Origin of the sequence: Allorhizobium borbori, assembly GCF_014196535.1 — a bacterium.
GTDB lineage: Bacteria > Pseudomonadota > Alphaproteobacteria > Rhizobiales > Rhizobiaceae > Ectorhizobium > Ectorhizobium borbori.
This window is the reverse complement of record NZ_JACIDU010000015.1, coordinates 36,823-59,827: the sequence shown is the minus strand read 5'-3', so window position 1 is coordinate 59,827 and position 23,005 is coordinate 36,823. Positions and strand designations below refer to the sequence as shown.

The window sequence follows — 23,005 nt, the reverse complement described above, 5'->3', positions numbered from 1 at the left end:
GAAAGATCTTGCCTCCCGAAGCTGTTTCTGGCGCAGACGCCGGTTCCTCCAGTGATCGCCTCTCCTCTGGCGGCGTTGGCTCGCAGGCCGCGGGCGTTGCTCCAGCCATGAAACCCTTCGATTTCACCCCGTATCTGCTTACCGACTGGGCCTTTCAGGGCAGGGTCTCGCAACAGCCGCCGGCGGGCGACTGGCGGACCTGGCTGATGATGGGCGGGCGCGGCTCCGGCAAGACGCGGGCGGGGGCAGAATGGGTGCAGGCGCTGGTGAAGGCCGCCGGACCACGGTCGGACCTGCGCATTGCGCTGGTGGCGGAAACGCTGGGCGATGCGCGCGAGGTGATGATCGATGGCGTTTCCGGCATCTGCCGGGTGGCGCGCGGCATGGTGCCGGAGTTCGAGGTGACGCGGCGCAGGCTGGTGTGGCCGAACGGGGCGATGGCGCAGGTCTTTTCCTCCGAAGACCCCGAAAGCCTGCGCGGGCCGCAGTTTCACTATGCCTGGTGCGACGAACTGGCGAAGTGGCGGCATGCGGAGGAAACCTTCGACATGCTGCAATTCGGGCTGAGGCTGGGCGACGACCCACGCCAGATCGTGACGACGACGCCCCGCCCGGTGCCGATCCTGAAACGGCTGATGGCCGATCCCGGCACGCGGCTGACACGGATGAAGACCGAGGAGAACAGCGCCAACCTCGCGCCGGGATTTCTGGCCGCGCTGGCCGACCGCTATGGCGGCTCGCGGCTGGGACGGCAGGAACTGGACGGCGAACTGATGGAAGACCGCGACGACGCGCTGTGGAAGCGTGAGCGGCTGGAAGCGCTGACCGTGCGCTTTCCGGGCACGCTCGCCCGCATCGTCGTGGGTGTCGATCCGCCGAGCGGCTCGGGTGCCAATTCCTGCTGCGGCATCGTCGTGGCGGGCATCGAGGAGACGGGCCGGGCCGTGGTGCTGGGCGACTGCTCCGTCGAGGGCATGAGCCCGGCAGGCTGGGCGCGGGCGGTGGTGACCGCCTATCGCCGCTTCGGGGCCGATCGGGTGGTGGCGGAAATCAACCAGGGCGGCGACATGGTGGCCTCGGTGCTGGCGAGTATCGACGCCACCCTGCCGGTGACGGCGGTCAGGGCGACGCGCGGCAAGTTTCTGCGCGCCGAGCCGGTCGCCGCCCTCTACGAGCAGGGGCGCGTGATGCATGCCGGGCGCTTTTGCGCGCTCGAAGACCAGATGTGCGACTTCGGGCCCGACGGATTGTCGGGTGGACGCTCGCCCGACCGGCTGGATGCGCTGGTCTGGGCGCTGACGGCCCTGATGCTGGACCGGGCGGGCGAACCGCGGGTGCGGGGCGTTTGACGGCCACCGCCACTACCAACTGTCCCGAAAGGAAAGAGAATGATCAACCGGCGTTTCTTTTTCGATACGGTGCGCGCACGGCTGTTCCATGGCCGGCTGCGGGCCGGGCAGATCGACGGCATGAACGCCATTCTCGACCGGTTCGAGGATGTGATGCCCGAGGGCGACGACCGGTGGCTGGCCTATATGCTGGCGACCGCCTATCACGAGACCGCCGAGACCATGCAGCCGGTGCGCGAGACACTGGCGCCAAGCGACGCGCGGGCGATGGCCATTCTCGACGATGCCTTCGCCAGGGGGCGGCTGAAGGGCGTAAAGACGCCCTACTGGCGGCTTGATACGGGCGGCAAAAGCTGGCTGGGGCGCGGCTTCGTGCAACTGACCCACCGCCGGAACTACGAGGCGATGACGAAGGTGACGGGGATCGACCTCGTGGCAGCCCCCGAGCGGGCGATGGAGATTGATGTGGCCGTGACCATTCTGTTTCGCGGCATGATCGACGGGTGCTTTACGGGCCGCAAGCTCGCCGACTTCTTCGCCGGCGACCGCGAGGATTGGACCGGGGCGCGGCGGATCATCAACGGAACTGACCGGGCCGTTCTGGTGGCGGGCTATGCCAGGACCTTTTATGCGGCGATCAGCTATGCGTGACCGCAGATCCCCCCATCCGCCTGCCGGCACCTTCTCCCCGAGAGGGAGAAGGGAGCAAGCCGCGATGCTTCGGTTTACAGCGTTCCGCGCCGCTTGAGGACGATGACGGCGAGGGTGGCGACCAGAAACCCATAGAGCGCGCCGCCGAGCGGCCAGTCCCATTCGACGCCGGGGCCGGTGAAGAAGCTGTCGTAATAATCGACCGTGGTGCCCCACAAAAGACCGGCGACGGTGGCGATGGCGATGAGGGCGAGCGGGCGGCGGGTGGAGAAAAAAGCGAGCGGGCCGATGACGGCAAGCGCCGGAGCGGCCACGACCGAATAGAACAGAAAGCCCTGGAACGCGACGCTGCCGGCTTCTTCGAGCAAGATGGAGAAAAGTTCGGCACGATCGGCCCCATCGGCGAGCATATCCGACAGGAGCGGCAGGGCCTCATCGGCGCTGCCGGCGAGGCCGAACAGAACGCTGACGATGAAGGCGGGCAGGATGAGGCCGAAGAAAACGGTCGAGACGAGGCGTGACAAGGCGGGGCTCCCTTTCGGGGCAACCTAACCGCAGCATTCGAAAAGGGAAAGGCGGTTTGCATTCGGCGCGATTGAGACAGGAACGCCGCCATGCTATGCGGGCTTTCATTGATTGAAAGGAGTTCCGCGTGATCCGCCACATCGTATTCTTCACCGTGCCGCGCGAAAATCTCGAAGCCGCGCGCAAGGGTCTATCGATCCTGACCGGTATTCCGCACGCGACGGTTCTGGAAATCGGCGAGAACGTCAAGACCGACCAGTGGGACCGCGATGTCGACATCATCGTCTACGGCGAGTTCGAGGACGAGGCGGCGCTGGCGGCCTACAAGGCGCACCCCGATTACCAGACGTCTACCGCGACGGTGAAGCCGCTGCGCGAAACCCGCATTGCCGCCGATTTCGATTCCGGCCGGGCGGTGAAGACGCCCATCCGCTGACGTGCCGTCCTTCGGGCGCACGTTGCCAAACGAAGGACGACACAGATGAGATTGCCGATCCGCCTGCCCTGGCGTACGCCCGCGCCCGCCGCGACTGAAACCGAAACCAAGACCGCCGCACCCCTCGCGGCGGTTTTTTCGTCTCAGGGTGGCGGTTGGTCGAACCGCCCTTATGCCGGCCTGGCCCGCGACGGCTATCTGCGCAACCCGGTAGGCCACCGCGCCGTGCGGCTGGTGGCGGAGACGGCGGCGAGCGTGCCGCTTCTGCTTTACGGTGAGGACGGCGAGCTTTCGGACCATGCGGCGCTGGCGCTGATGCGCCGCCCGAACGGGCGCATGGCCGGCCCGGATTTCTTCGAGGCACTTTACGCCCAGCTTTCGATTGCCGGAAACGTCTACATCGAACCGGTGGTGATTGCCGGGCAATTGCGCGAGCTTTATCTGCTGAGGCCCGACCGGATGCGGGTGATCGAGGGCGGCGACGGCTGGCCGGTGGCCTATGAATATCGGGCCGGAAATGTGGTGCGCCGTTTTGCCGTGGAGGGTGACGGGCCGCGCCTGCTGCACCTTAAAACCTTCCACCCGCTGGAAGACCACACCGGTTATGCACCGCTTTCTGCTGCACAGGCGGCGCTCGACCTGCACAATGCGGCGGCGACCTGGAACAAGGCGCTGCTCGACAACTCCGCACGGCCATCCGGCGCGTTGGTCTATCAGCCGAAGGAAGGCGGCAATCTTTCGCCCGCCCAGTACGACCGGTTGAAGCAGGAACTGGAGGAGGGTTATTCCGGCGCCGTGCGGGCCGGGCGGCCGCTGCTTCTGGAAGGCGGGCTCGACTGGAAGGCGATGGCGCTTTCGCCGCGCGACATGGATTTCATCGAGGCGAAGAACGGTGCGGCGCGCGACATTGCGCTGGCGCTCGGTGTGCCGCCGATGCTGATCGGCGTGCCGGGCGACAATACTTACGCCAACTATCAGGAGGCAAACCGCGCCTTCTGGCGGCTGACCGTTCTGCCGCTGATAGGCCGGGTGATGGCCGCGCTTTCGCCCTGGCTTTCGGAAGCCTACGGCGAGGCGCTGAGGCTGGAGCCGGATCTCGATCAGGTTTCCGGTCTTGCCGCCGAGCGCTCGGAACTGTGGGGCCGCCTTCAGGCCGCGACCTTCCTGAGCGATGCCGAAAAGCGCGAAGCCGTGGGTTACGCGCCGGATAACTGAGCTATTTCAAGGAGTAGGGGAGAGGGGTGGAATCGCTTTCCCGTTCCCTTGAATCGAAATGGGAACATGGTGAGCAGGCGCGTGAAGACGCGGAATCCGTTTGTGAGGAAATGTCGCCAAGCGATTCTGCCGACTCATCTTTCCCGCCCTTTTAAAGTGCCGCGTGAGCCGCACCCTCGCCGGGCGGAGCGGCTTCCTACCAGCCACAGCCTTAACGGAACCTTACCCATGACGGACTTCGTACCGGAGCCCGGCCTGACCGTACTGCGCCTTGCCGGCGCGGTGGCGGGGGCCGCGGTCTCTCTCGTCTATCTTCTGCCGAAAAGCCGGCGGGAGGCGGCGACGCGCTTTGCGACCGGGCTTGCCTGCGGCCTGATCTTCGGTCCTTCGGCCGGGCTGTGGATTGCCCGGCAGGCGGGGCTGGCCGACGCGCTTTCCGCCCACGAACTGCTGCTGACCGGATCGGCGGCGGCCAGCCTTTCCGCCTGGTGGGTGCTGGGCGCGCTGGTGCGCTTCGCCAGCCGCTACGGCGGGCCGAAGGGCTTCTGATTTCTCGAACACTGGAGACATGCCGATGCACGCAGCAAGGCGGGCAAACCCTTTCACGCGCAAATTCGCGAGCCTTTCGCTCTCCACGCTTTCCGGCGACGGAAGCTTTTCCGGTTATGCCAGCCTGTTCGGCGAGGTGGACCTCGCCAAGGACCGCATCGAGCGCGGCGCTTTTGCCGCAAGCCTTGCCGGGCGCGGCGCGGCGGGGGTGCGGATGCTCTACCAGCACGACCCCAACGAGCCGATCGGCGCGTGGACGGTGATCCGCGAGGACATGAAGGGGCTCTATGTCGAAGGGCGGCTTTCGCCGGGCGTGGCCCGCGCCCGCGAGGTACACGCGCTGATGAAGACCGGCGCTCTGGATGGCCTCTCCATCGGCTTCCGCACCGTGCGCGCCAAACGCGACGCGGCCACGGGCGTGCGCCGCATTCTCGAAGCCGACCTCTGGGAAATCTCGGTCGTGACCTTTCCGATGCTGCCGTCGGCCAGGGTCTCGAACGTGAAGAATGCGCGGTTTTTCCGCGACAAGGAAACGGAACTCGTCCGCTCTTTGAAGCGGGCGGCCCGCACCATGATCATGACAACCTTCAAGGGATGATGCCGATGACCATCGACACTGAGAAAACCGCCCCCGAAATCAAGGCCGTGCCGGAGACGGTGGCGTCCGCCTTCGACGAGTTCATGGAGGCCTTCGAGGCCTTCCGCGAAGTGAACGACCAGCGCCTGTCGGAGATGGAGCGCAAGCTTCCCCCCGATGCGCTGACCGTGGAGAAGATGGAGCGCATCAACCGCGCCGTGGACGAGCAGAAGAAGCTGCTCGACCAGCTCGTGCTGAAAAAGGCGCGCCCGGCGCTGGGCTCGGGAGGTGGCGCGGCGGAACCTTCCGAACACAAGGTGGCCTTCGACAGCTATGTGCGCCGGGGCGACGAGGCGAACCTGCGCGACGTGGAGGCCAAGGCCTATTCCGGCGCGACGGGTGGGGATGGCGGCTATCTCGCCCCGCCGGAAACGGATGCGGAGGTGGGCCGGCGTCTGGCGGCGATTTCCCCGATCCGCTCGCTGGCGACCGTGCGTCAGGTTTCCGGCGCGGTCCTGAAGAAGCCGTTCGCACCGTCCGGCCTGACCGCCGGCTGGGTGGGCGAGACGGCGGCGCGTCCGCAGACCAACACCCCGCAGCTTGCCGAGCTTTCCTTCCCGACCATGGAGCTCTACGCCATGCCGGCGGCGACGCAGGCGTTGCTGGACGATGCCGCCGTCGACATCGAAAGCTGGATTGCCGGCGAGGTGGAGACGGTGTTTGCCGAGCAGGAGGGGGCCGCCTTCATTACCGGTGACGGCGTGACCGCGCCGAAGGGCTTCCTGACCGAGGCCAAGGTGGCGGATGCGAGCTGGAGCTGGGGGTCGCTCGGCACGATCTCGACCGGGCAGGCGGGCGGTTTCAAGACCTCCGGCCCCTCCGACACGCTGATCGACACGATCTATGCGCTGAAGGCCGGTCATCGCCAGAACGCCTCCTTCGTGATGAACCGCAAGACCCAGAGCGTCATCCGCAAGTTCAAGGATGCCGACGGCAACTATCTGTGGATGCCGCCGGCCGGCCCCGGCCAGCCCGCCTCGCTGATGGGTTTCCCGGTGGCCGAAGCCGAGGAGATGCCGGACATCGCGGCGGACGCCCACGCCATCGCCTTCGGCGATTTCCGCGCCGGCTATCTGGTGGTCGACCGCGTTGGCCTGCGCATCCTGCGCGATCCCTATTCCGCCAAGCCCTACGTGCTGTTCTACACCACCCGCCGGGTCGGCGGCGGGGTGCAGAACTTCGAGGCGATCAAGCTGGTGAAGTTCTCGGCCTGACACCGGGCCGGGGATAGTGCCGCCCGTCCCTGCGGCTGTGACCTTGTGCCTTCTCCCCGGTTGGGGAGAAGGACGACGCGGCCGGATGAGGGCTTTCAGGAGTTTTCCATGACCTATGCGACCATTACTCCGCCCGCCGCGGAGCCGCTGACGCTTTCCGAAGTGAAGGCGCATCTCAGGCTCGACGGCGCGGAGGAGGATGCGCTGCTCTCGTCGCTGATCGCGGCGGCCCGCGCGCATCTGGAGGCTGAAACGGGCTTGAGCCTTATCGAGCGGACGCTGCGGCTTTACCGCGACGATTGGCCCGGAGAGGGGGTTCTGACCCTGTGCCACGGGCCGGTGAAGGCGGTTTCGGCAGTCACCGTGTATGACGAGGCGGGGGATCCCGCCTCCGTACCGATCACCGGATGCCGGCTGGACGGGGAGGCCCGGCCTGCCCGTTTGTGGTTGCCGCAAAAGCTGGCGCCGGGGGCGGCGCTGAACGGGATCGAGATCGATTTCGTTGCGGGCTTCGGGGCAAGCGGCGTGGACGTGCCGGATGCGCTGAAGCGGGCCATGCTGATGCATGTGGCGCTGATGTTTGCCTTTCGCGGGGCCGTGGCCGCGGAAAACCAGCCGGCGGGAGTGCCCGACGGCTATGACCGGCTGATCGCGCCCTTCCGCCTCAGGAGGCTCTGATGCCGCTCGTGTTCTTCGATCCCGGCCAGATGACCGCGCGGCTCGATCTTCAGCGTCCGGTCTCCTCCCCGGACGGCCAGGGCGGGGCGGCGGTTTCGTTCGAGACCGTCGCCGCGCTCTGGGCCCGTATCGAGCCGATGAACCATGCGCTGACGGAAGACGCTTCCCAGCGTGAGGTGATCCTGACGCACCGCATCTGGATCGCCCGGCGCGACGGGGTGCAGGCCGGAATGCGCTTCGTGAGGGGCGCGCGGGTTTTCGCGATCCGCGCCGTCCAAGATCCCGACGAGACGCAGCGCTATCTGGTCTGCCATTGCGAGGAGGACGGTGCATGAGCGCGGCCAATGCCCTGTTGAAGGCGATCCATGCCCGGCTTTTCGGCGATGGCGATCTCGTCGCCATGACCGGCGGGCGGGTGATGCTCGACCGGCTGGCCGACCGCACGCCGCTGCCGCTGGTGGCGCTGGGCGAGATGGACACCCGCGATGCCTCGACCGCGACCGAAGCGGGGGCGGAGCATCTGTTTTCGCTGACCGTATGGTCGGACGCCGAGGGGCGGCGCGAAGCGGAGGCGATCGCCGGCCGGCTTCGCACCCTGCTCGACGACGCGGCGCTGGCGCTGGAGGGCGCAACGCTCGTGAGCCTCTTTCACCTGAGGACCCGGACAAGGCGGGAGCCGAAGACCGGGCGGTTTGCCGCCGAACTTTCGTTTCGCGCCGTGACGGAGTGAGGGGGTCTCCCCATGTTCATTTCTGAAAGGATCAATCCATGAGTGCCCAGAAAGGCAAGGATTTGCTTTTGAAAATCCATGACGGCACGGTCTATGTGACCGTCGCGGGGCTGCGCTCTAAGCGCCTGTCGTTCAATGCCGAGACGGTGGATGTGACCGATGCCGAGAGCGCCGGGCGCTGGCGGGAACTGCTGGGCGGGGCGGGCGTGCAGCGCGCCGGGCTTTCCGGCACCGGCATCTTCAAGGATGCGGCTTCCGATGCGCGGCTGCGTTCGGCGTTCTTTGCGGGTGAAATTCTCTCCTGCCAGATCGTCATTCCCGATTTCGGCACGGTGACCGGCCCGTTCCAGTTGTCCGCGCTCGAATATTCCGGCCAGCACAATGGCGAGGTGCAGTTCGAGGCCGCACTCGAATCCGCCGGCGCGCTTTACTTCGGGGCGCTGTGATGGCCGGGCGGGCGAACCGCCGGCGCGGCGAGGTGGAGGCGATTCTGGGCGGCGAGCGGCGCATTCTGTGCCTGACGCTGGGGGCGCTGGCCGAGCTGGAAACGGCCTTTGCGGTGGACGACCTCGCCAGTCTGGGCGCGCGCTTTGCTAATGGCCGGCTGAAGGCGCGCGATCTCATCCGCATCATCGGCGCGGGACTGCGCGGCGGCGGCAATGTCTTTTCCGACGAGGAGGTGGCGGCGCTCGACATTGACGGCGGTGTGGCCGGGGCGGGGCGGATCGTCTCCGACCTGCTGACGGCGGCTTTCGCTGCCGAGGGGGAGGCGGCCGCAACAAACCCTTGAGCGCCGCAGCGGGCGCGCCAGGACCCTTTCCCTGGGGTGAGGCGCTGCATGCCGGGCTTTGCCTGCTGCGGCTGCCGCCGGCAGTCTTCTGGGCCATGACGCCGCGTGAATTCTTTGCTGCCACGGGCGGGCTCAAGCCGCGCGGGGCAGCGCCCGCGCGCGGTGATCTCGATGCGCTGATGCGCGAATTCCCTGATCGAAAGGGTTGACCATGACCGATGACGACTATTTGACCGCCGAGGGCGGGGTGAACGCGCTGGGCGACACGATTTCCGATCTGGAGGGGCGCTCGCGCGCCTTCGGCTTGGCGCTGACGGCGGCGCTGAAGGGGGCGACTATCGACGGCAAGGGGCTGGACGGCGTGTTGCAGACGCTGGGCAACCGGCTTTCCTCCATCGCGCTGAGCGCCGGGCTGAAGCCGCTGGAAACACTGGTGTCGAACGGGGTTTCCAGTGCGGCTTCCGGGCTTGGCTCGCTGTTTGCCTTTGCCGACGGCGGCGTGCCGGGGCGGGTCGTGCCCTTTGCCGATGGCGGTGTCGTTTCGGCTCCCTCCTATTTTCCGATGGGCGGCGACATGGGCCTGATGGGTGAGGCAGGGGCGGAGGCGATCCTGCCGCTGAAACGCGGCGCGGACGGCTCGCTCGGCGTGGCGGCAGGGGCGGGAGGCGGCACGCAGATCGTGTTCAACGTGACCGCGCAGGACGCGCAGAGCTTCCAGAAAACCGAAGGGCAGATTGCCGCCATGCTGGCGCGTACCGCCGGGCGCGGACGGCGGCAATTGTGAGCCGGACGCGGCTGACGAGAAAAGGACGATGTGATGGCGACGGGGTTTCATGAGGTGCGGTTTCCGCTGCGGCTGGCGCTCGGCGTTTCTGGTGGGCCGGTGCGGCGCACCGAAATCGTTAACCTTTCCAACGGGCGGGAGACGCGCAACAGCCGCTGGGCGCATTCGCGCCGCGCCTATGACGCCGGGTCGGGCGTGCGCTCGGTGGCCGATCTCTACGAGGTGCTGGAATTCTTCGAGGCGCGGCAGGGCCAGCTTTACGGCTTCCGCTTCCGCGACCCGCTCGACAATGCGTCCGCGCCGCCGGAGGGAACGATCTCGCCGCTCGACCAACGCATCGGCACCGGCGATGGCGCGGCGACGACCTTCCAGCTCGTGAAACGCTATGGCGATTCCGAAGCCGCCTATGAGCGAACGATCCTGAAGCCTGTCGCCGGTTCGGTTCGGGTAGCGGTGGCCGGCACGGAGAAGGCGGCCACCGCATTTGCCTGCGACAGTGAAACCGGGATCGTGACCTTTGCCGCTGGGCATGTGCCGCCTACCGGGGCGGCGGTGACGGCGGGCTTTTCCTTCGACGTGCCGGTGCGTTTCGACACCGAGCGGATCGACGTCAACCTCTCGGCCTTCCGGGCCGGGCGCATTCCCGCCATTCCGCTGATGGAGATATTGCCATGAGGACGATACCCGCACCGCTGGCCGCGCATCTCGCCAGCGGGGTGACGACGCTGTGCCACTGCTGGCGACTGACCCGGCGCGACGGCGCGGTGATGGGCTTTACCGATCACGACCGCAGGCTGACCTTCGCTGGCACCGACTTTCTCGCTGCCAGCGGCTTTGCCGCCAGCGAACGCGAGGAGGAGGCCGGGCTTTCCGCCGCCACCAGCGAGGTGGCGGGCGGCTTTTCCAGCGAGGCGATCCGTGAGGCCGATCTTGCCGCCGGTCTCTATGATGGCGCGCGGGTGGAGCTTTTCCTCGTCAACTGGACCGCGCCTTCGCAAAACCTGCTGCTGAAGGTGGAGGATGTGGGCGAGGTGACGCGGGCGGGCGGCGAATTCCGCGCCGAATTGCGGGCACTTGCGCACCGGCTGTCCCAGCCGCAGGGCCGGGTCTATGCGCGTCGTTGCGATGCGACGCTCGGCGATGCACGTTGCGGCGTTTCGGTGGCGGGCGGCACGTTTCGCGCCACCGGCATGGTCACGGCGGTGACGGATGAAAGCCGGTTGCGGGTGAACGGGCTTTCCGGCTTTGCGGCGGGTTTCTTTCGGCACGGGCGGTTGACGTTTACCGATGGTGTGCTCGCCGGGACCATTGCCGAAATTGACGGGCAGGACGGCGCGGCGCTCAGGCTGTGGCTGCCGCTGGCCGCGTTGCCAGCGGTCGGCGATGGCGTGATGGTGACGGCGGGCTGTGACGGCAGCTTCGCCACCTGCCGCGCCAAATTCGCCAACAGCGCCAATTTTCGCGGCTTTCCGCACATGCCGGGGGCGGACTTCGCCTATTCCTACGCCGATGGCGAGACCGTGCACGATGGCGGGGTGCTGTTCGAATGAGCGTGCGCGAGGAGGTTCTGACCATCGCCGCGCGCTGGATCGGCACGCCCTACCGGCATCAGGGCGCGCGCGAAGGCGTCGGCTGCGACTGTCTCGGCCTGGTGCGGGGTATCTGGCGCGAGATTTATGGCGCGGAACCCGAACTGGTGCCGCCCTATGCGCCCGACTGGGCCGAACGTTCCGGTGAGGAACGGCTGATGCAAGCAGCGGAGCGGCATTTCGGGCCGGCTGTGCCGTTTGATGCGGCGCTGCCGGGCGATCTTCTGCTGTTTCGCTGGCGGCAGGGTTTTGCCGCCAAGCATGCCGGCATTCTGGCCGGCCCCGACACCTTCATTCACGCCTATGAGCAGGCGGCGGTGGTGCGTTCGCCGCTGACGCCGGGCTGGGCGCGGCGCATCGCCGCTATTCACCGTTTTCCGGAAAGGTAAGGCCATGGCGACCCTTCTGTTTCAGGCGGCGGGTGCCGCCATCGGCGGCATTTTCGGGCCAGTGGGGGCGGCCCTTGGCCGGGCGGCGGGTGCACTGGCTGGCAATCTTGTCGATACGAGCCTGATCGGCGGCACGACGACGGTACGCGGCAGCCGGCTTTCGACCGCGCGGCTGGCGGGGGCCGACGAGGGGGCGGCGATCCCGCGCGTTTACGGCACGCTCCGCATCGGCGGCACGCTGATCTGGGCAACGCGTTTCGAGGAAGAGGTCAATGCCACCCGCACCGGCGGCAAGGCCGGCGGCAGCCGCGTGCAGAATTACCGCTATTACGCCAATCTGGCGGTCGGTCTCTGCGAGGGGCCGGTGGCGGCGATCCGGCGCGTATGGGCTGACGGACGTGAACTCGACCTGACCGGTATCGAGATGCGCTTTCATCGCGGAACCGAAACGCAGCAACCCGATCCGTTGATCGAGGCGAAACAGGGTGAGGGCAATACCCCGGCCTATCGCGGGCTCGCCTATGTCGTCTTCGAGCATCTGCCGCTCGACGGGTTCGGCAACCGCATTCCCGTGCTGCAATTCGAGGTGCTCCGTCCGGTGGGGACGCTGGAGAAGGAGATACGCTCGGTCGTCGTCATTCCCGGTGCGACCGAGGCGGGCTATGCGACGGAACAGATGCGCGAGCGGACGGGCGATGGGGCGCTTGCCATCCTGAACCGGCACGCAATGGCCGCTCCGACTGACTGGCAGGCCTCGCTCGATGAGTTGCAGGCGATGTGCCCGAACCTCGAAAGCGTGGCGCTGGTCGTGACCTGGTTCGGGACCGACCTGCGGGCCGGCCACTGCCGGATCGTGCCGGGCGTGGAGCAGGGGACACGGGAGGGTGAAAGCCTGCCGTGGCAGGTGGCGGGGATGAACCGGGCGGCGGCGCATCTCATCAGTCGGAACAATGGCGGCCCGGCCTATGGATCGACGCCCTCCGATCGCAGCGTGCTGCAGGCCATTGCCGATCTCAAGGCGCGTGGGCTGAAGGTTCTGCTCTATCCCTTCGTGATGATGGATATTGCCGCCGACAACGACCTGCCGGACCCCTATGGCGGGGTGCGGCAGGCGGCCTATCCCTGGCGCGGGCGGATCGGTCTCTCGCCGGGAAGCGAGGATGGCACCGCAGCCGTGACTGCGGAGATCACGGCCTTTTGCGGAGCCGTTACGCCATCCGATTTCACCGTGCAGGGCGGGCTTTCTGTCTATGCCGGGAGCGACGCGGGCTACCGCCGGCTGCTGCTGCATTATGCCAGGCTTGCGGCGCTCGCGGGTGGGGTGGACGGCTTCATCATCGGTTCGGAAATGCGCAGGCTGACGACGTTGCGCGATGCGACGGGCGGCTTTCCCTTTGTCGATGCGCTGATGCGGCTGGCAGAGGACGTGCGCGGTCTGGTCGGGCCGGGAACAGCGCTGACCTATGCCGCCGATTGGAGCGAATATTTCGGGCATCACCCGGACGATGGGTCGGGTGATGTGATCTTCCACCTCGATCCGCTGTGGGCGCATCCTGACATCGACGCGGTGGGGATCGACAATTACATGCCGCTCTCCGACTGGCGGGACGAGGATCTGGCCGGGGCGAACCCGGACGGATTCCGGCTCTGCGATGATACCGTGGCCATGCGGACGCAGGTGACGGCGGGCGAGGGGTTCGACTGGTTCTATGCAAGCGCAGCGGACCGCGCAGACCGGGTCCGCACGCCGATCACCGACGGGCTTGCGGGCAAGGACTGGGTGTTTCGCTACAAGGATCTGGTAAACTGGCGGGACAACCGGCATTTCAACCGGATCGGTGGTGTGGAGCAATCGACGCCAACGGCGTGGGTGCCGGGGTCGAAGCCGATCTGGTTCACCGAACTCGGTTGCCCGGCCATCGACAAGGCCGCGAACGAGCCGAACGTGTTTGTCGATCCGAAATCGGCGGAAAGTGAAGTGCCCTATTTTTCCGGCGGCGCGCGGGCCGACAGCCAGCAGCGGCGGTTTCTGGAGGCACATTTCGGCCATTGGCGGATGAACGGACCGGTTGAGCCAAAGAATATTTTCCTCTGGGCCTGGGACGCGCGGCCTTACCCGGCTTTTCCGGCGGAAACGGGCATATGGTCGGACGGCGAGAACTGGCGCACCGGCCACTGGCTGAACGGGCGGCTGGGTACGGCGACGCTGGCCGATGCGCTCGCCGCCATTCTCTCCGACCACGGTATCGATGATTTCGACGTGAGTGGTGTTTCCGGTGATCTTGGCGGCTATGTGCAGGGTGATGTTGCTTCGGCGCGCGACCTCATCGAGCCGCTGATGGCGACGTTCCAGATCGACATGCGGGAAGAGGGTGGAACGCTGGTGTTCCGCTCGCGGGGTGCGGCAAGCCTTGATCCGACGACGATCACCGTGCTGGCCGAGGAAAAGGATGAACCCCTGTGGCGGGAGACGCGCGACCATGACAGCGACGTTCCGGCGGGCACGATCCTGACCTTCAGCGATGCCGACAATGCCTATGAGACGGCGAGCGTGCGGTCCCGCCGTGTGGCGGGGAGCAGCGCGCGGCTTCTGAACGACAGCCTGCCGGCGGCGCTGAACCGTGACACGGCGTTGGCGGCGAGCGAGGCGCGGTTGCGCGCCGCCCATCTGGGGCGCCGAACGGTGACGTTTGCGCTGCCGCCGCAGGACGTCGCCCTGACGGTGGGCGACGCGGTGCGTCTGGAGCGGGGACCTGCGGGCCGGTTTCAGGTGGCACGGATCGAGGAAGGTATCTTGCGACGTTTCGAGGCGCTGGAAATTGCTCCGGGTGGGGCGACTGTGGCTTCGACGCCTGTGACCGGACCGGTTTCGGGCTCGATGGTGGCGAGCGGCTTCGCGCCGCTGCTGCGTTTCATGGACCTGCCGATCTATGAAGATGGTGATGCCGCCTCCTTTGCCAGGGTGGCGGCGCTGGCACGGCCATGGCGACGGATGGCGATTTCCTCCGCAGCCGGCGCTGAAGCTTATGGGTTGCGCATGCGGCTCGAGCGACCGGCCCGAACGGGCGATCTGGTTGAGGCGCTTTTGCCGGGAGCAAGCGGGCGTTTCGACCGCGCCCGGGCCCTGACCGTGCGGCTCAGTTACGGCGCGCTTTTCTCCGTGGACGAACGGGACGTGCTGAACGGCGCCAACCGCATGGCAGTGCTTTCGAACAATGGTGAGTGGGAGGTTCTGGCCTTTGCGACGGCGGACGAGATTGCCGCCGGACACTGGCGGCTGACCGGTCTGTTGCGCGGGCTGGCGGGAACCGAGGACGCCATGGCGGCGGGTGCGGCTGCGGGCAATGCCGTCGTGCTGCTGGACGAGGCGGTGCGCCCGCTCGGGCTTGCCGCCGGCGAGGCCGGGCTTTCCCTGAACTGGATTGCCGAAGCGGTCGGCGCTGCCGGCGGCATGGCCGGTCCCGTCGTCTTTGCCGGAGGGCTTCGGGCGCAGACCCCGCTTTCGCCGGTGCATGGGCGGGCACGGCGGCAGGCCGGTGGCGACATCCTCCTGACCTGGGTTCGGCGCGGCCGGATCGATGCCGATAGCTGGCTGGCGACGGACATTCCACTGGACGAGGAAAGTCTCGGCTTTCGCGTCGAGATACTGAGCAGCGGCGGCGCGCTTCGAAGGCACATGGAAACGGCGACGACGACGGCGACCTATACGGCGGCGCAGGAGGCCGTCGATTTCGGCGATGCGCAGGCGGCGCTGAGGGTGCGGATACGCCAGAAGGGGCGGCTGGTGGGCCTCGGGGTTCCGTTCGAGGCCACCATTCCCGTGATGTGACGATCAAGAAAGGGTGATTGCAATGAAGAACTGGTACCAATCAAAGACGGTCTGGGGTGCGCTGGTGGTGATCCTATCGGCATTGCTGCGAGCGGCCGGCTACGAGTTCGGTGAGGCGGAAGCGGCGCAACTGACGGATGCGGCGGCGACCATCGCCACGGCCATCGGCGGCTTGCTGGCGCTTTACGGGCGGCTGACCGCAAAGTTGCCGATTTCGCAAAAGTGAACGGCTTTTGCGGTGCAAAAAATGCGCCGCGCTGCCATTCATTTGCCATTCAGCCGTAGTGGGTTACATACTGTGTCATAGTAATTCACGATGGAAATCGAGTTATGGCGTCTCCCCTGATCATCGCGGCTTTGGCGGCGGGCCTTTCCGGCTTCTCTTCTGCAGACGGTTTGCCGCGCGCTGAAGTGTATCTGGTGGCCGGCGATTGCCGCGCCGCAGCCAGCAAGGCCGTGGCGCAGACGGGCGGCGAGCTTCTTTCCGCGCAACCCGCCTCGGACGGGCAGAGCTGCATCATTACCGTTCTCGTGCAGGGCAACGGCAATGAGCGCCCGCGCAAGGTAACGATGAAGCTGCCGATGTAGCGCGGCGGGGGCCGGACGCCGGGCCGCAGGCGCAAAACGCGGCAAGCCGAAAAAGACAAGCAAGAAGAGGGAGCCCGAAAAGCCGAAACGGTGACGGGCCTTGCGAAGGGGACGAAATGCGCATTCTGGTCGTCGAGGATGATGTAAACCTCAACCGGCAGCTCGCCGATGCTCTGAAGGAATCAGGCTATGTCGTCGATCAGGCCTATGATGGCGAAGAGGGCCACTATCTCGGCGATACCGAGCCTTACGACGCCGTGATCCTCGATATCGGCCTGCCGGTAATGGACGGCATTACCGTGGTGGAAAAGTGGCGTTCCGCCGGAAAGGCGATGCCGGTTCTGATCTTGACCGCCCGCGACCGCTGGAGCGACAAGGTGGCGGGCATCGATGCCGGCGCAGACGACTACGTGACCAAACCCTTCCATGTCGAGGAAGTGATGGCCCGCATTCGCGCGCTCATTCGCCGCGCGGCCGGTCATGCTTCCTCCGAAATCGTCTGCGGTCCGGTGCGCCTTGATACGAAAAGCTCCAAGGCGACCGTCAACGGTGTGGCGCTGAAACTGACCTCGCATGAATTCCGGCTGCTTTCCTACCTCATGCACCACATGGGGCAGGTGGTTTCCCGCACTGAACTGGTCGAACATATGTACGATCAGGATTTCGACCGTGATTCCAACACGATCGAGGTGTTCGTCGGACGCCTGCGCAAGAAGCTCGGCGTTGACTTGATCGAAACGGTGCGCGGGCTGGGTTATCGCATGCAGGAACAGTAACGATGGCCGCATTCGCTGGCATGGACACGGGGCAGGCGGCACAATGACGGGCGAGGTGAAAAGCCGGACGCCCTCGCTGACCGTGCGCGTGCTTTTGCTGGCGACGCTGTGGTCTGCGCTGGCGCTTGTCGGAATTTCGTTTGCTATTTCAAAGCTTTATCGAGAATCGACCGAGCGCGGCTTTAACGACATCCTGCGCGCCCAGCTTTACAACGTCATCAACGCCATCTCCATCAATGACCAGCAGGCCATTTCCGGCACGCCGCAGCTCGGTGATCTGCGCTTTTCTCAGCCCGGAAGCGGCTGGTACTGGGTGGTGGAGCCGCTTGGCAATTTCCAGACGCCGGCGCTTGTATCCTCATCCATCGGGGTTTCCGGCCTGCCGGTGCCGAGCCTGCTGGAAGTTCCCTTCGACAGGCGCTACGAGCGCTTCTATGCGCTGTCCGACGGCAGCGGCAACCGGGTGCAGGTGGCGGAGACCGAAGTCGTTCTCGATGGCGACGGCCGGGCCGCCCGCTTCCGCGTGACCGGCAATCTCGCCGTGGTCGAGGAACAGATCGCCGATTTTTCCCGCAGCCTGCACGTGGCGCTCGCCGTTTTCGGTTTTGGCAGCCTTCTGCTCAACGGTCTTGCCATTCTCTATGGTCTGAAGCCGCTCGACCGCGCCCGTGCCGCCCTTGGCAAGGTGCGCAATGGCGAGGCGGAGCGTCTGGAAGGCGATTTTCCGCGGGAAATCCAGCCTTTGGCCAATGAGATGAACGCGCTGATCGACAGCAACCGCCGCCTTGTCGAGCGCGCGCGTATGCAGGTCGGCAATCTTGCCCATTCGCTGAAGACGCCGATTGCGGTGCTGCTCAACGAATCGAATCTCATCGAAAAGCAGCAGGGGGATGTGGTGCGCGCGCAAGCCGAGGCGATGCAGGCGCAGGTGCAATCCTACCTGCACCGTGCCCGTATCGCCGCGCAACGCGAATCGGTTCTGGCCCGCACGGAAGTGGAGCATGTGCTGGAACGGCTCGTGCGCGTGATGCGCCGGCTTAACCCCGACACGGTATTTGAACTTTCGATCGCCGGGCCGGGCCTGACACTCGCAATGGAGCAGCAGGATGTTGAGGAAGTGGTGGGCAATCTTCTGGAGAATGCCGCCCGTTATGCACAGGAACACGTCATCGTGAAGGCGATTGCTATCGAGGCGGAGCGCCCCGAAGAGCCGGGCAAGCGCCTGTGGATCGAACTCTCCGTCGAGGATGACGGGCCGGGCCTCGATTCGGAACAGGCGCAGAAAGCGCTGAAACGCGGCGCGCGGCTGGATGAAAGCAAGCCCGGAACGGGGCTCGGCCTTTCGATCGTGCGCGAGATTTCCGGCGAGTATCATGGCTCGCTGACGCTTTCGCGCGGGGAGAGCGGTGGGTTGAAGGCGCTTCTTCTTCTACCCGCTGTGGTGAAAGAACCTGCGTGACGGCTGGAAAAACGTGAGAAAACGTGAAAAACAGTTACATCGCACCGCACACGACGTGAGGCGCGGTCTTTTTCGTCATACGGATTTTAAGATGGCCTCTTCGCTTGCTCGTGTCATCCTGCTGCCATGCCTCGTTGCGGTTGTTGCCACCGGTTGTGTTACGCGGGGTAGCACGACGGGCAGCGGGATGCTTACCGGTGGTCGCGCGTCAGGCTCTTCCGCTTTTCTGAGCGCGCTTCAGGGCGGCATTGTGGCGCGCAGCGGACTGACGCTGAGCGGCAGCGACGGCCAGCGTGCGCTGGAGGCCGAATATCAGGCGCTGGAAGCCGCACCCGGCGGCCAGCCCGTGGTGTGGGAAGGTCGTGGCGCCAAAGGCAGCGTCGTTGCCGCCGCGCCCTATCAGGTCGGCGCTCAGAACTGCCGGCAGTACAGACACTCTCTGGAGGCTTCCGGCAAGCAGGCAACCGTTCGTGGGGCAGCTTGTCGCAACCCGGACGGAACCTGGACGCCGTTGACATAAGTCAAGGCCAGAGCCAGTTTGACCCCGCATACAGATGGTGAAACGGAAGTCCCCGGCATAGGGTCGGGGAGGCTGCTTGGGCCTGCGGCCTAACGCCTCAATTTCGCGTCATCTCCGGTTTGGCAGTTGGAATACGCCACCGGCTAACGTAATGGGCCTTCATGCTGTTCTGGATCATCGTCGCTATTTTGACCGCCGCCGTCGCCGTGTTTCTGCTTAAGCCGCTGATGCGACCGGGGCGGGAAGGCGATGCCGCACGCACGGGTGAAGCCGCCGTCTATAAAGACCAGTTGAGGGAAATCGACCGTGATCTGGCCGGGGGGCTGATCGGTGAGGTCGAGGCGGACAATGCCCGTGCCGAGATCGGCCGCCGCCTGATTGCCGTTTCGGCAACAGGTGCCGCTGACGGCCGCCGCGCCTCCGGTGCGACCCTGCGCAAGATTGCGGCAGGGATTGTCATCGTTGTCTTGCCCGCGACGGGGCTCTGTCTTTACTTGCTGACCGGCAGTCCGGGTACGCCGGACCAGCCGCTGGCAGCACGTCTGGAAAATCCCGGCAACAATCTCGACCTCCTCGTGGCCAAAGCCGAGCGGCATCTGGCCGAAAATCCGAACGACGGCAAAGGCTGGGACATTCTCGCGCCGATCTATTACCGCGGCGGGCGACTGGGGGATGCGGAACTTGCCTACCGGAATGCGATCCGCTTTCTGGGCGTAAACGCCGAGCGTGCGACGGGGCTCGGCGAAACGATCATGGCCGGCAATCAGGGTATCGTGACCGAAGACGCGCGCCTTGCCTTCGAGGAGGCCGCGCGTCGTGAGCCGAAAAGCCCGCGCCCGCGCTTCTATCTGGCGCTGGCCATGGAGCAGGCGGGGCGCCGCGACGAGGCGAAGGCTGCATTTGAAGCGCTTGAAAAGGATTCACCGGCGGATGCGCCGTGGCTGCCGCTTCTGCGCGAACACATTGCCAAGAACAGCAGCGACGGGCCGCCTGTCGCGAGCGCGCCGGGCAACCCGACCGAAGCGGATGTGAAGGCTGCCGAAGGTATGACATCCGGCGACCGGCAGGAAATGATCCGCGGCATGGTCGCCAGCCTCGACGCCAGGCTGAAGGAAGACCCGAACAATTTCGAAGGCTGGATGCGACTGGTTCGCTCCTATGCGGTTCTGGGCGAAAAGGACAAGGCCGTGGCCGCGCTGAAGGTCGCATTGACGACCTTCCCCGCCGATGGGACGGAGGGAAGGCAACTCGTGGCGATGGCCAAGCAGGCGGGCCTCGATGTGGAAGGAGCGATGAAATGACACGCAAGCAGAAGCGCCTGGCCGTAATCGCAGGGGGAATGAGCTTCATTCTCGCCGCCGTTCTGCTCATCATGTTCGCGTTTGGCCAGTCGGTCGCCTACTTCTACATGCCGGGCGACATCGCCAAGGCGAACCTGACGCCCGGTACGCGCATCCGTCTCGGCGGTCTGGTGGCCGAGGGTTCGGTGGTACGTGGCGAGGGTTCGACGGTGTCGTTCAAGGTAACGGACGGCAACACCGAAATTCCGGTTTCCTACACCGGCATTCTGCCCGATCTCTTCCGCGAAGGGCAGGGCGTGGTGACCGAAGGACGGTTTGCCGAAGGCGGGCCGCAGTTCACGGCCGACACCGTTCTCGCCAAACACGACGAGAACTACATGCCGAAGGAAGTGGCCGACCGCCTGAAGGAACAGGGTCTCTGGCAGCACACCGAGGAGGGCAAGCCATGATCGTTGAAATCGGTCACTATGCGCTGGTTCTGGCTCTTGCGGTGGCGCTGATCAATTCGGTGTTGCCGGTGATCGGTGCAAGGCGCAACGATGCCGGCATGATGGAACTGGCGACAACCGGCGCTTACGCCCTTTTCGTGCTGGTGCTGCTGTCCTTTCTGTCGCTGGTCTGGGCCTACGAGGCCTCGGATTTCTCCGTCAAGAACGTCTGGGAAAACTCGCATTCAGCCATGCCGGCGATTTTCCGCTTCTCGGCGGTCTGGGGCAATCACGAAGGCTCGATGATGCTCTGGCTGCTTATCCTGACCTTCTTTTCGGCGCTGGTTGCCCTGTTCGGCCGTAACCTACCGGAATCGTTGAAGGCCAATGCGCTGGCCGTCCAATCCTGGATGGGGGTGGCCTTCGCGCTGTTCATTCTCCTCACCTCCAATCCCTTCATCCGTCTCAGTCCCGTTCCGGCGGAGGGCGAAGACCTCAATCCGATCCTGCAGGATGTCGGCCTCGCCATTCATCCGCCGCTGCTCTATCTCGGCTATGTCGGCTTTTCGGTCAGCTTCTCCTTTGCCATCGCGGCCCTGCTCGACGGACGGCTGGATGCGGCCTGGGCGCGCTGGGTGCGCCCGTGGACACTCGCTGCCTGGACATTCCTGACGGCGGGTATCGCCATGGGATCCTACTGGGCCTATTACGAACTCGGCTGGGGCGGCTGGTGGTTCTGGGACCCGGTGGAAAACGCTTCGCTGATGCCGTGGCTGGCGGGAACGGCGCTTCTGCACTCGGCGCTGGTGATGGAGAAACGCGAGGCGCTGAAGATCTGGACAGTTCTTCTGTCCATCGTCACCTTCTCGCTGTCGCTGCTCGGCACCTTCCTCGTGCGCTCGGGCGTGCTGACCTCGGTGCACAGCTTCACGACCGATCCGACCCGCGGCGTGTTTATTCTCGGCATCCTGATGCTGTTCATCGGCGGCGCCTTCGCGCTGTTTGCATGGCGCGCGCCGTTGCTCAAGGCCGGTGGCCTGTTCGCGCCGATCTCGCGGGAGGGGTCGCTTGTCCTCAATAACCTCATCCTGACGGTGTCGATGGGATCGGTGCTGATCGGCACGCTTTATCCGCTGGTGCTGGAAACGTTGACCGGCGAGAAGATTTCCGTCGGTGCGCCGTTCTTCAACCTGACCTTCGGCCTCCTGATGGTGCCGCTGTTGATTGCCGTGCCCTTCGGGCCGCTTCTGGCCTGGAAACGGGGTGACCTTCTGGGCGCGCTGCAACGACTTTATGTCGCTGCCGGCCTTGCTCTGGTGGCGGGGCTTGTCTTCTTCTATGCGAAGAATGGCGGTCCGGTTCTGGCGGTGCTGGGGCTTGCCGCCGGGTTCTTTCTGGTCTTCGGCGCGCTTGCCGACCTCTGGTACCGCGCGGGCTTTGGCAAGGTTTCCGTCTCCACTGGCTGGAAGCGGCTGACGGGCCTGCCGCGTTCGGCCTTCGGCACGGCGCTTGGCCATGCGGGGCTTGGCATCACCGTGCTTGGCATCGTCGCGGTCACGACCTTCGAAACGGAAAACGTCGTGGAAATGACGCAAGGCCAGACTGTTCAGGCGGGCGGCTTCGCGGTCAAGTTTGACGGCATGCGAGCGACGAAGGGTCCGAACTTTACCGAAGAGCAGGGCCATTTCTCCATCAGCCGCGACGGCGTGCAGGTGGCCGATACATGGTCGTCCAAGCGTCTCTACACCGCACGGCGCATGCCGACGACCGAAGCCGGTATCGTGACTTTCGGAACGAGCCAGCTTTACATCTCGCTGGGTGATCCCATGTCGAACGGCGGCATTGTCGTACGCATCTGGTGGAAACCCTATGTGCTGCTGATCTGGGGCGGCGCGCTGGTAATGATGGCGGGCGGGTTCGTTTCGTTGAGCGATCGGCGTCTGCGCGTCGGCGCGCCGGCCCGACGCGCCAAGCCGGTAAAGGCATATGCCGCGGAGGCTGCCGAATGACCCGCGCGCTCTTTCTTGCCCTGTGTCTGCTGTTGACGGCCTCGCCGGTACTGGCAGTCAATCCGGACGAGGTGCTGTCCGATCCCGCTTTGGAGGCGCGCGCACGCGGGCTTTCCGCCAACCTGCGCTGCATGGTTTGCCAGAATCAGTCGATTGACGACTCCAATGCAGAACTGGCCCGCGATCTGCGCATTCTGGTGCGTGAACGGATCGTCAAGGGCGACACGGATGAGCAGGTCATCAACTACGTCGTTTCGCGTTATGGCGAATTCGTTCTGCTGAAACCGCGTCTGAGTGCGAGGACCCTTGTTCTGTGGGGAGCGCCGGCGGCCCTGTTCGTGATTGGTCTGGGCGTTCTCATCATCTTTGCGCGCCGGCGTCCGTCGGTAGCGGGTGCGGTGCCGCTGAGCGATACGGAAAAGGCCGAACTGGATCGTCTCCTGAACCGGGACAAGACGGACGAAAGCTGATTGCCAACCTTACGAATAATTCATCCCGCGGACACTTCGCAGTAAGGTGACACCACCTATATCTTCACCATCCACCGCTTCCCGCCCAC

Annotated in this window: 28 protein-coding genes; 27 read left to right on the top strand and 1 reads right to left on the bottom strand. The window is 65.5% G+C overall.

Annotated elements, in window-relative coordinates; translation table 11 throughout:
* Positions 1–107 precede the first annotated feature (107 nt).
* Both GGQ66_RS17045 and GGQ66_RS17040 read left to right on the top strand, forming a co-directional pair.
* Positions 108–1,349 (top strand): DNA-packaging protein, encoded by a 1,242-nt coding sequence (locus tag GGQ66_RS17045; protein WP_237358965.1) that lies wholly within the window; start codon positions 108–110, stop codon positions 1,347–1,349.
* Positions 1,350–1,388: 39 nt separating this feature from the next.
* The gene (locus GGQ66_RS17040; protein WP_183793941.1) at positions 1,389–2,000 is read left to right on the top strand and encodes a hypothetical protein; all 612 of its coding nucleotides are present in this window, start codon (positions 1,389–1,391) and stop codon (positions 1,998–2,000) included.
* 74 nt (positions 2,001–2,074) lie between these two features.
* Here GGQ66_RS17040 and GGQ66_RS17035 read toward each other — a convergent pair whose 3' ends face one another.
* On the bottom strand, positions 2,075–2,524 hold the full coding sequence (locus tag GGQ66_RS17035) for a hypothetical protein (protein WP_183793940.1): 450 nt from the start codon (positions 2,522–2,524) through the stop codon (positions 2,075–2,077).
* 128 nt (positions 2,525–2,652) lie between these two features.
* Here GGQ66_RS17035 and GGQ66_RS17030 point away from each other — a divergent pair, with 128 nt between their 5' ends.
* From GGQ66_RS17030 to GGQ66_RS16910, 25 genes are all read left to right on the top strand, one after another.
* The gene (locus GGQ66_RS17030; protein ID WP_183793939.1) at positions 2,653–2,961 is read left to right on the top strand and encodes a Dabb family protein; all 309 of its coding nucleotides are present in this window, start codon (positions 2,653–2,655) and stop codon (positions 2,959–2,961) included.
* A 45-nt stretch (positions 2,962–3,006) separates the two neighbouring features.
* Positions 3,007–4,176, top strand: a complete 1,170-nt coding sequence (locus GGQ66_RS17025; protein ID WP_183793938.1) for a phage portal protein — start codon at positions 3,007–3,009, stop codon at positions 4,174–4,176.
* A 228-nt stretch (positions 4,177–4,404) separates the two neighbouring features.
* Positions 4,405–4,725 carry a DUF6107 family protein gene (locus GGQ66_RS17020; protein WP_183793937.1) on the top strand — a complete coding sequence of 107 codons (321 nt, stop codon included), beginning with the start codon at positions 4,405–4,407 and terminating at the stop codon, positions 4,723–4,725.
* 25 nt (positions 4,726–4,750) lie between these two features.
* Complete coding sequence (locus GGQ66_RS17015; RefSeq protein ID WP_183793936.1) at positions 4,751–5,323, top strand: HK97 family phage prohead protease; 573 nt, start codon at positions 4,751–4,753, stop codon at positions 5,321–5,323.
* 5 nt (positions 5,324–5,328) lie between these two features.
* A complete protein-coding gene (locus GGQ66_RS17010) occupies positions 5,329–6,576 on the top strand; it encodes a phage major capsid protein (RefSeq protein WP_237358964.1) in 1,248 nt (415 codons plus the stop codon).
* A 108-nt stretch (positions 6,577–6,684) separates the two neighbouring features.
* Entirely contained in the window at positions 6,685–7,254 is a 570-nt protein-coding gene (locus GGQ66_RS17005; protein WP_183793934.1) for a head-tail connector protein, read from the top strand.
* Positions 7,254–7,589 (top strand): phage head closure protein, encoded by a 336-nt coding sequence (locus tag GGQ66_RS17000; RefSeq protein ID WP_183793933.1) that lies wholly within the window; start codon positions 7,254–7,256, stop codon positions 7,587–7,589. The genes GGQ66_RS17005 and GGQ66_RS17000 overlap by 1 nt, the downstream gene beginning before the upstream one ends.
* Positions 7,586–7,984: a DUF3168 domain-containing protein gene (locus tag GGQ66_RS16995; RefSeq protein ID WP_183793932.1), complete on the top strand. Its 399-nt coding sequence runs from the start codon at positions 7,586–7,588 to the stop codon at positions 7,982–7,984. The genes GGQ66_RS17000 and GGQ66_RS16995 overlap by 4 nt, the downstream gene beginning before the upstream one ends.
* Positions 7,985–8,022: 38 nt before the next feature.
* A complete protein-coding gene (locus GGQ66_RS16990; RefSeq protein WP_183793931.1) occupies positions 8,023–8,430 on the top strand; it encodes a phage major tail protein, TP901-1 family in 408 nt (135 codons plus the stop codon).
* Positions 8,430–8,774 carry a gene transfer agent family protein gene (locus GGQ66_RS16985; protein WP_183793930.1) on the top strand — a complete coding sequence of 115 codons (345 nt, stop codon included), beginning with the start codon at positions 8,430–8,432 and terminating at the stop codon, positions 8,772–8,774. The genes GGQ66_RS16990 and GGQ66_RS16985 overlap by 1 nt, the downstream gene beginning before the upstream one ends.
* Entirely contained in the window at positions 8,771–8,983 is a 213-nt protein-coding gene (locus GGQ66_RS16980) for a rcc01693 family protein (RefSeq protein WP_183793929.1), read from the top strand. Before GGQ66_RS16985 ends, GGQ66_RS16980 begins: the two co-directional genes overlap by 4 nt.
* 2 nt (positions 8,984–8,985) lie before the next feature.
* Entirely contained in the window at positions 8,986–9,558 is a 573-nt protein-coding gene (locus tag GGQ66_RS16975; RefSeq protein ID WP_183793928.1) for a phage tail tape measure protein, read from the top strand.
* Between the two features lie 33 nt (positions 9,559–9,591).
* Positions 9,592–10,233 (top strand): DUF2460 domain-containing protein, encoded by a 642-nt coding sequence (locus GGQ66_RS16970; RefSeq protein ID WP_183793927.1) that lies wholly within the window; start codon positions 9,592–9,594, stop codon positions 10,231–10,233.
* Positions 10,230–11,108 (top strand): phage/gene transfer agent baseplate hub protein, encoded by an 879-nt coding sequence (locus GGQ66_RS16965; RefSeq protein WP_183793926.1) that lies wholly within the window; start codon positions 10,230–10,232, stop codon positions 11,106–11,108. The genes GGQ66_RS16970 and GGQ66_RS16965 overlap by 4 nt, the downstream gene beginning before the upstream one ends.
* Positions 11,105–11,536, top strand: a complete 432-nt coding sequence (locus GGQ66_RS16960; protein WP_183793925.1) for an NlpC/P60 family protein — start codon at positions 11,105–11,107, stop codon at positions 11,534–11,536. The genes GGQ66_RS16965 and GGQ66_RS16960 overlap by 4 nt, the downstream gene beginning before the upstream one ends.
* 4 nt (positions 11,537–11,540) lie before the next feature.
* Positions 11,541–15,365: a baseplate multidomain protein megatron gene (locus GGQ66_RS16955; protein WP_183793924.1), complete on the top strand. Its 3,825-nt coding sequence runs from the start codon at positions 11,541–11,543 to the stop codon at positions 15,363–15,365.
* Between the two features lie 22 nt (positions 15,366–15,387).
* On the top strand, positions 15,388–15,591 hold the full coding sequence (locus GGQ66_RS16950; RefSeq protein WP_210287308.1) for a hypothetical protein: 204 nt from the start codon (positions 15,388–15,390) through the stop codon (positions 15,589–15,591).
* 104 nt (positions 15,592–15,695) lie between these two features.
* Entirely contained in the window at positions 15,696–15,953 is a 258-nt protein-coding gene (locus GGQ66_RS16945) for a hypothetical protein (protein ID WP_183793922.1), read from the top strand.
* A gap of 116 nt (positions 15,954–16,069) precedes the next feature.
* Positions 16,070–16,729: a response regulator transcription factor gene (locus GGQ66_RS16940; RefSeq protein WP_183793921.1), complete on the top strand. Its 660-nt coding sequence runs from the start codon at positions 16,070–16,072 to the stop codon at positions 16,727–16,729.
* Positions 16,730–16,772: 43 nt separating this feature from the next.
* Positions 16,773–18,188, top strand: coding sequence for an ATP-binding protein (locus GGQ66_RS16935; protein WP_183793920.1), 1,416 nt, complete (start codon positions 16,773–16,775; stop codon positions 18,186–18,188).
* A gap of 91 nt (positions 18,189–18,279) precedes the next feature.
* Positions 18,280–18,708 carry an RT0821/Lpp0805 family surface protein gene (locus tag GGQ66_RS16930; protein ID WP_183793919.1) on the top strand — a complete coding sequence of 143 codons (429 nt, stop codon included), beginning with the start codon at positions 18,280–18,282 and terminating at the stop codon, positions 18,706–18,708.
* Between the two features lie 161 nt (positions 18,709–18,869).
* Positions 18,870–20,009, top strand: a complete 1,140-nt coding sequence (gene ccmI, locus GGQ66_RS16925; protein WP_183793918.1) for a c-type cytochrome biogenesis protein CcmI — start codon at positions 18,870–18,872, stop codon at positions 20,007–20,009.
* Positions 20,006–20,458, top strand: coding sequence for a cytochrome c maturation protein CcmE (gene ccmE, locus GGQ66_RS16920; protein ID WP_183793917.1), 453 nt, complete (start codon positions 20,006–20,008; stop codon positions 20,456–20,458). Before ccmI ends, ccmE begins: the two co-directional genes overlap by 4 nt.
* Complete coding sequence (locus GGQ66_RS16915) at positions 20,455–22,446, top strand: heme lyase CcmF/NrfE family subunit (RefSeq protein ID WP_183793916.1); 1,992 nt, start codon at positions 20,455–20,457, stop codon at positions 22,444–22,446. Before ccmE ends, GGQ66_RS16915 begins: the two co-directional genes overlap by 4 nt.
* Complete coding sequence (locus GGQ66_RS16910; protein WP_183793915.1) at positions 22,443–22,916, top strand: cytochrome c-type biogenesis protein; 474 nt, start codon at positions 22,443–22,445, stop codon at positions 22,914–22,916. Before GGQ66_RS16915 ends, GGQ66_RS16910 begins: the two co-directional genes overlap by 4 nt.
* The last annotated feature ends 89 nt before the right edge of the window (positions 22,917–23,005 follow it).

Excerpts from the sequence above, each read along its gene's own strand:
- GGQ66_RS16960 (WP_183793925.1), top strand. The coding sequence starts at position 11,105 with ATGAGCGTGCGCGAGGAGGTTCTGACCATCGCCGCGCGCTGGATCGGC.
- GGQ66_RS16995 (WP_183793932.1), top strand. The coding sequence starts at position 7,586 with ATGAGCGCGGCCAATGCCCTGTTGAAGGCGATCCATGCCCGGCTTTTC.
- GGQ66_RS17015 (WP_183793936.1), top strand. The coding sequence starts at position 4,751 with ATGCACGCAGCAAGGCGGGCAAACCCTTTCACGCGCAAATTCGCGAGC.
- ccmI (WP_183793918.1), top strand. The coding sequence starts at position 18,870 with ATGCTGTTCTGGATCATCGTCGCTATTTTGACCGCCGCCGTCGCCGTG.
- GGQ66_RS17020 (WP_183793937.1), top strand. The coding sequence starts at position 4,405 with ATGACGGACTTCGTACCGGAGCCCGGCCTGACCGTACTGCGCCTTGCC.
- GGQ66_RS16950 (WP_210287308.1), top strand. The coding sequence starts at position 15,388 with ATGAAGAACTGGTACCAATCAAAGACGGTCTGGGGTGCGCTGGTGGTG.
- GGQ66_RS17025 (WP_183793938.1), top strand. The coding sequence starts at position 3,007 with ATGAGATTGCCGATCCGCCTGCCCTGGCGTACGCCCGCGCCCGCCGCG.
- GGQ66_RS17010 (WP_237358964.1), top strand. The coding sequence starts at position 5,329 with ATGACCATCGACACTGAGAAAACCGCCCCCGAAATCAAGGCCGTGCCG.
- GGQ66_RS16910 (WP_183793915.1), top strand. The coding sequence starts at position 22,443 with ATGACCCGCGCGCTCTTTCTTGCCCTGTGTCTGCTGTTGACGGCCTCG.
- GGQ66_RS16970 (WP_183793927.1), top strand. The coding sequence starts at position 9,592 with ATGGCGACGGGGTTTCATGAGGTGCGGTTTCCGCTGCGGCTGGCGCTC.
- GGQ66_RS17000 (WP_183793933.1), top strand. The coding sequence starts at position 7,254 with ATGCCGCTCGTGTTCTTCGATCCCGGCCAGATGACCGCGCGGCTCGAT.
- GGQ66_RS16930 (WP_183793919.1), top strand. The coding sequence starts at position 18,280 with ATGGCCTCTTCGCTTGCTCGTGTCATCCTGCTGCCATGCCTCGTTGCG.
- GGQ66_RS16945 (WP_183793922.1), top strand. The coding sequence starts at position 15,696 with ATGGCGTCTCCCCTGATCATCGCGGCTTTGGCGGCGGGCCTTTCCGGC.
- GGQ66_RS17040 (WP_183793941.1), top strand. The coding sequence starts at position 1,389 with ATGATCAACCGGCGTTTCTTTTTCGATACGGTGCGCGCACGGCTGTTC.
- GGQ66_RS16935 (WP_183793920.1), top strand. The coding sequence starts at position 16,773 with ATGACGGGCGAGGTGAAAAGCCGGACGCCCTCGCTGACCGTGCGCGTG.
- GGQ66_RS16990 (WP_183793931.1), top strand. The coding sequence starts at position 8,023 with ATGAGTGCCCAGAAAGGCAAGGATTTGCTTTTGAAAATCCATGACGGC.
- GGQ66_RS16965 (WP_183793926.1), top strand. The coding sequence starts at position 10,230 with ATGAGGACGATACCCGCACCGCTGGCCGCGCATCTCGCCAGCGGGGTG.
- GGQ66_RS17005 (WP_183793934.1), top strand. The coding sequence starts at position 6,685 with ATGACCTATGCGACCATTACTCCGCCCGCCGCGGAGCCGCTGACGCTT.
- GGQ66_RS16975 (WP_183793928.1), top strand. The coding sequence starts at position 8,986 with ATGACCGATGACGACTATTTGACCGCCGAGGGCGGGGTGAACGCGCTG.
- ccmE (WP_183793917.1), top strand. The coding sequence starts at position 20,006 with ATGACACGCAAGCAGAAGCGCCTGGCCGTAATCGCAGGGGGAATGAGC.
- GGQ66_RS16915 (WP_183793916.1), top strand. The coding sequence starts at position 20,455 with ATGATCGTTGAAATCGGTCACTATGCGCTGGTTCTGGCTCTTGCGGTG.
- GGQ66_RS16985 (WP_183793930.1), top strand. The coding sequence starts at position 8,430 with ATGGCCGGGCGGGCGAACCGCCGGCGCGGCGAGGTGGAGGCGATTCTG.
- GGQ66_RS17045 (WP_237358965.1), top strand. The coding sequence starts at position 108 with ATGAAACCCTTCGATTTCACCCCGTATCTGCTTACCGACTGGGCCTTT.
- GGQ66_RS16955 (WP_183793924.1), top strand. The coding sequence starts at position 11,541 with ATGGCGACCCTTCTGTTTCAGGCGGCGGGTGCCGCCATCGGCGGCATT.
- GGQ66_RS16940 (WP_183793921.1), top strand. The coding sequence starts at position 16,070 with ATGCGCATTCTGGTCGTCGAGGATGATGTAAACCTCAACCGGCAGCTC.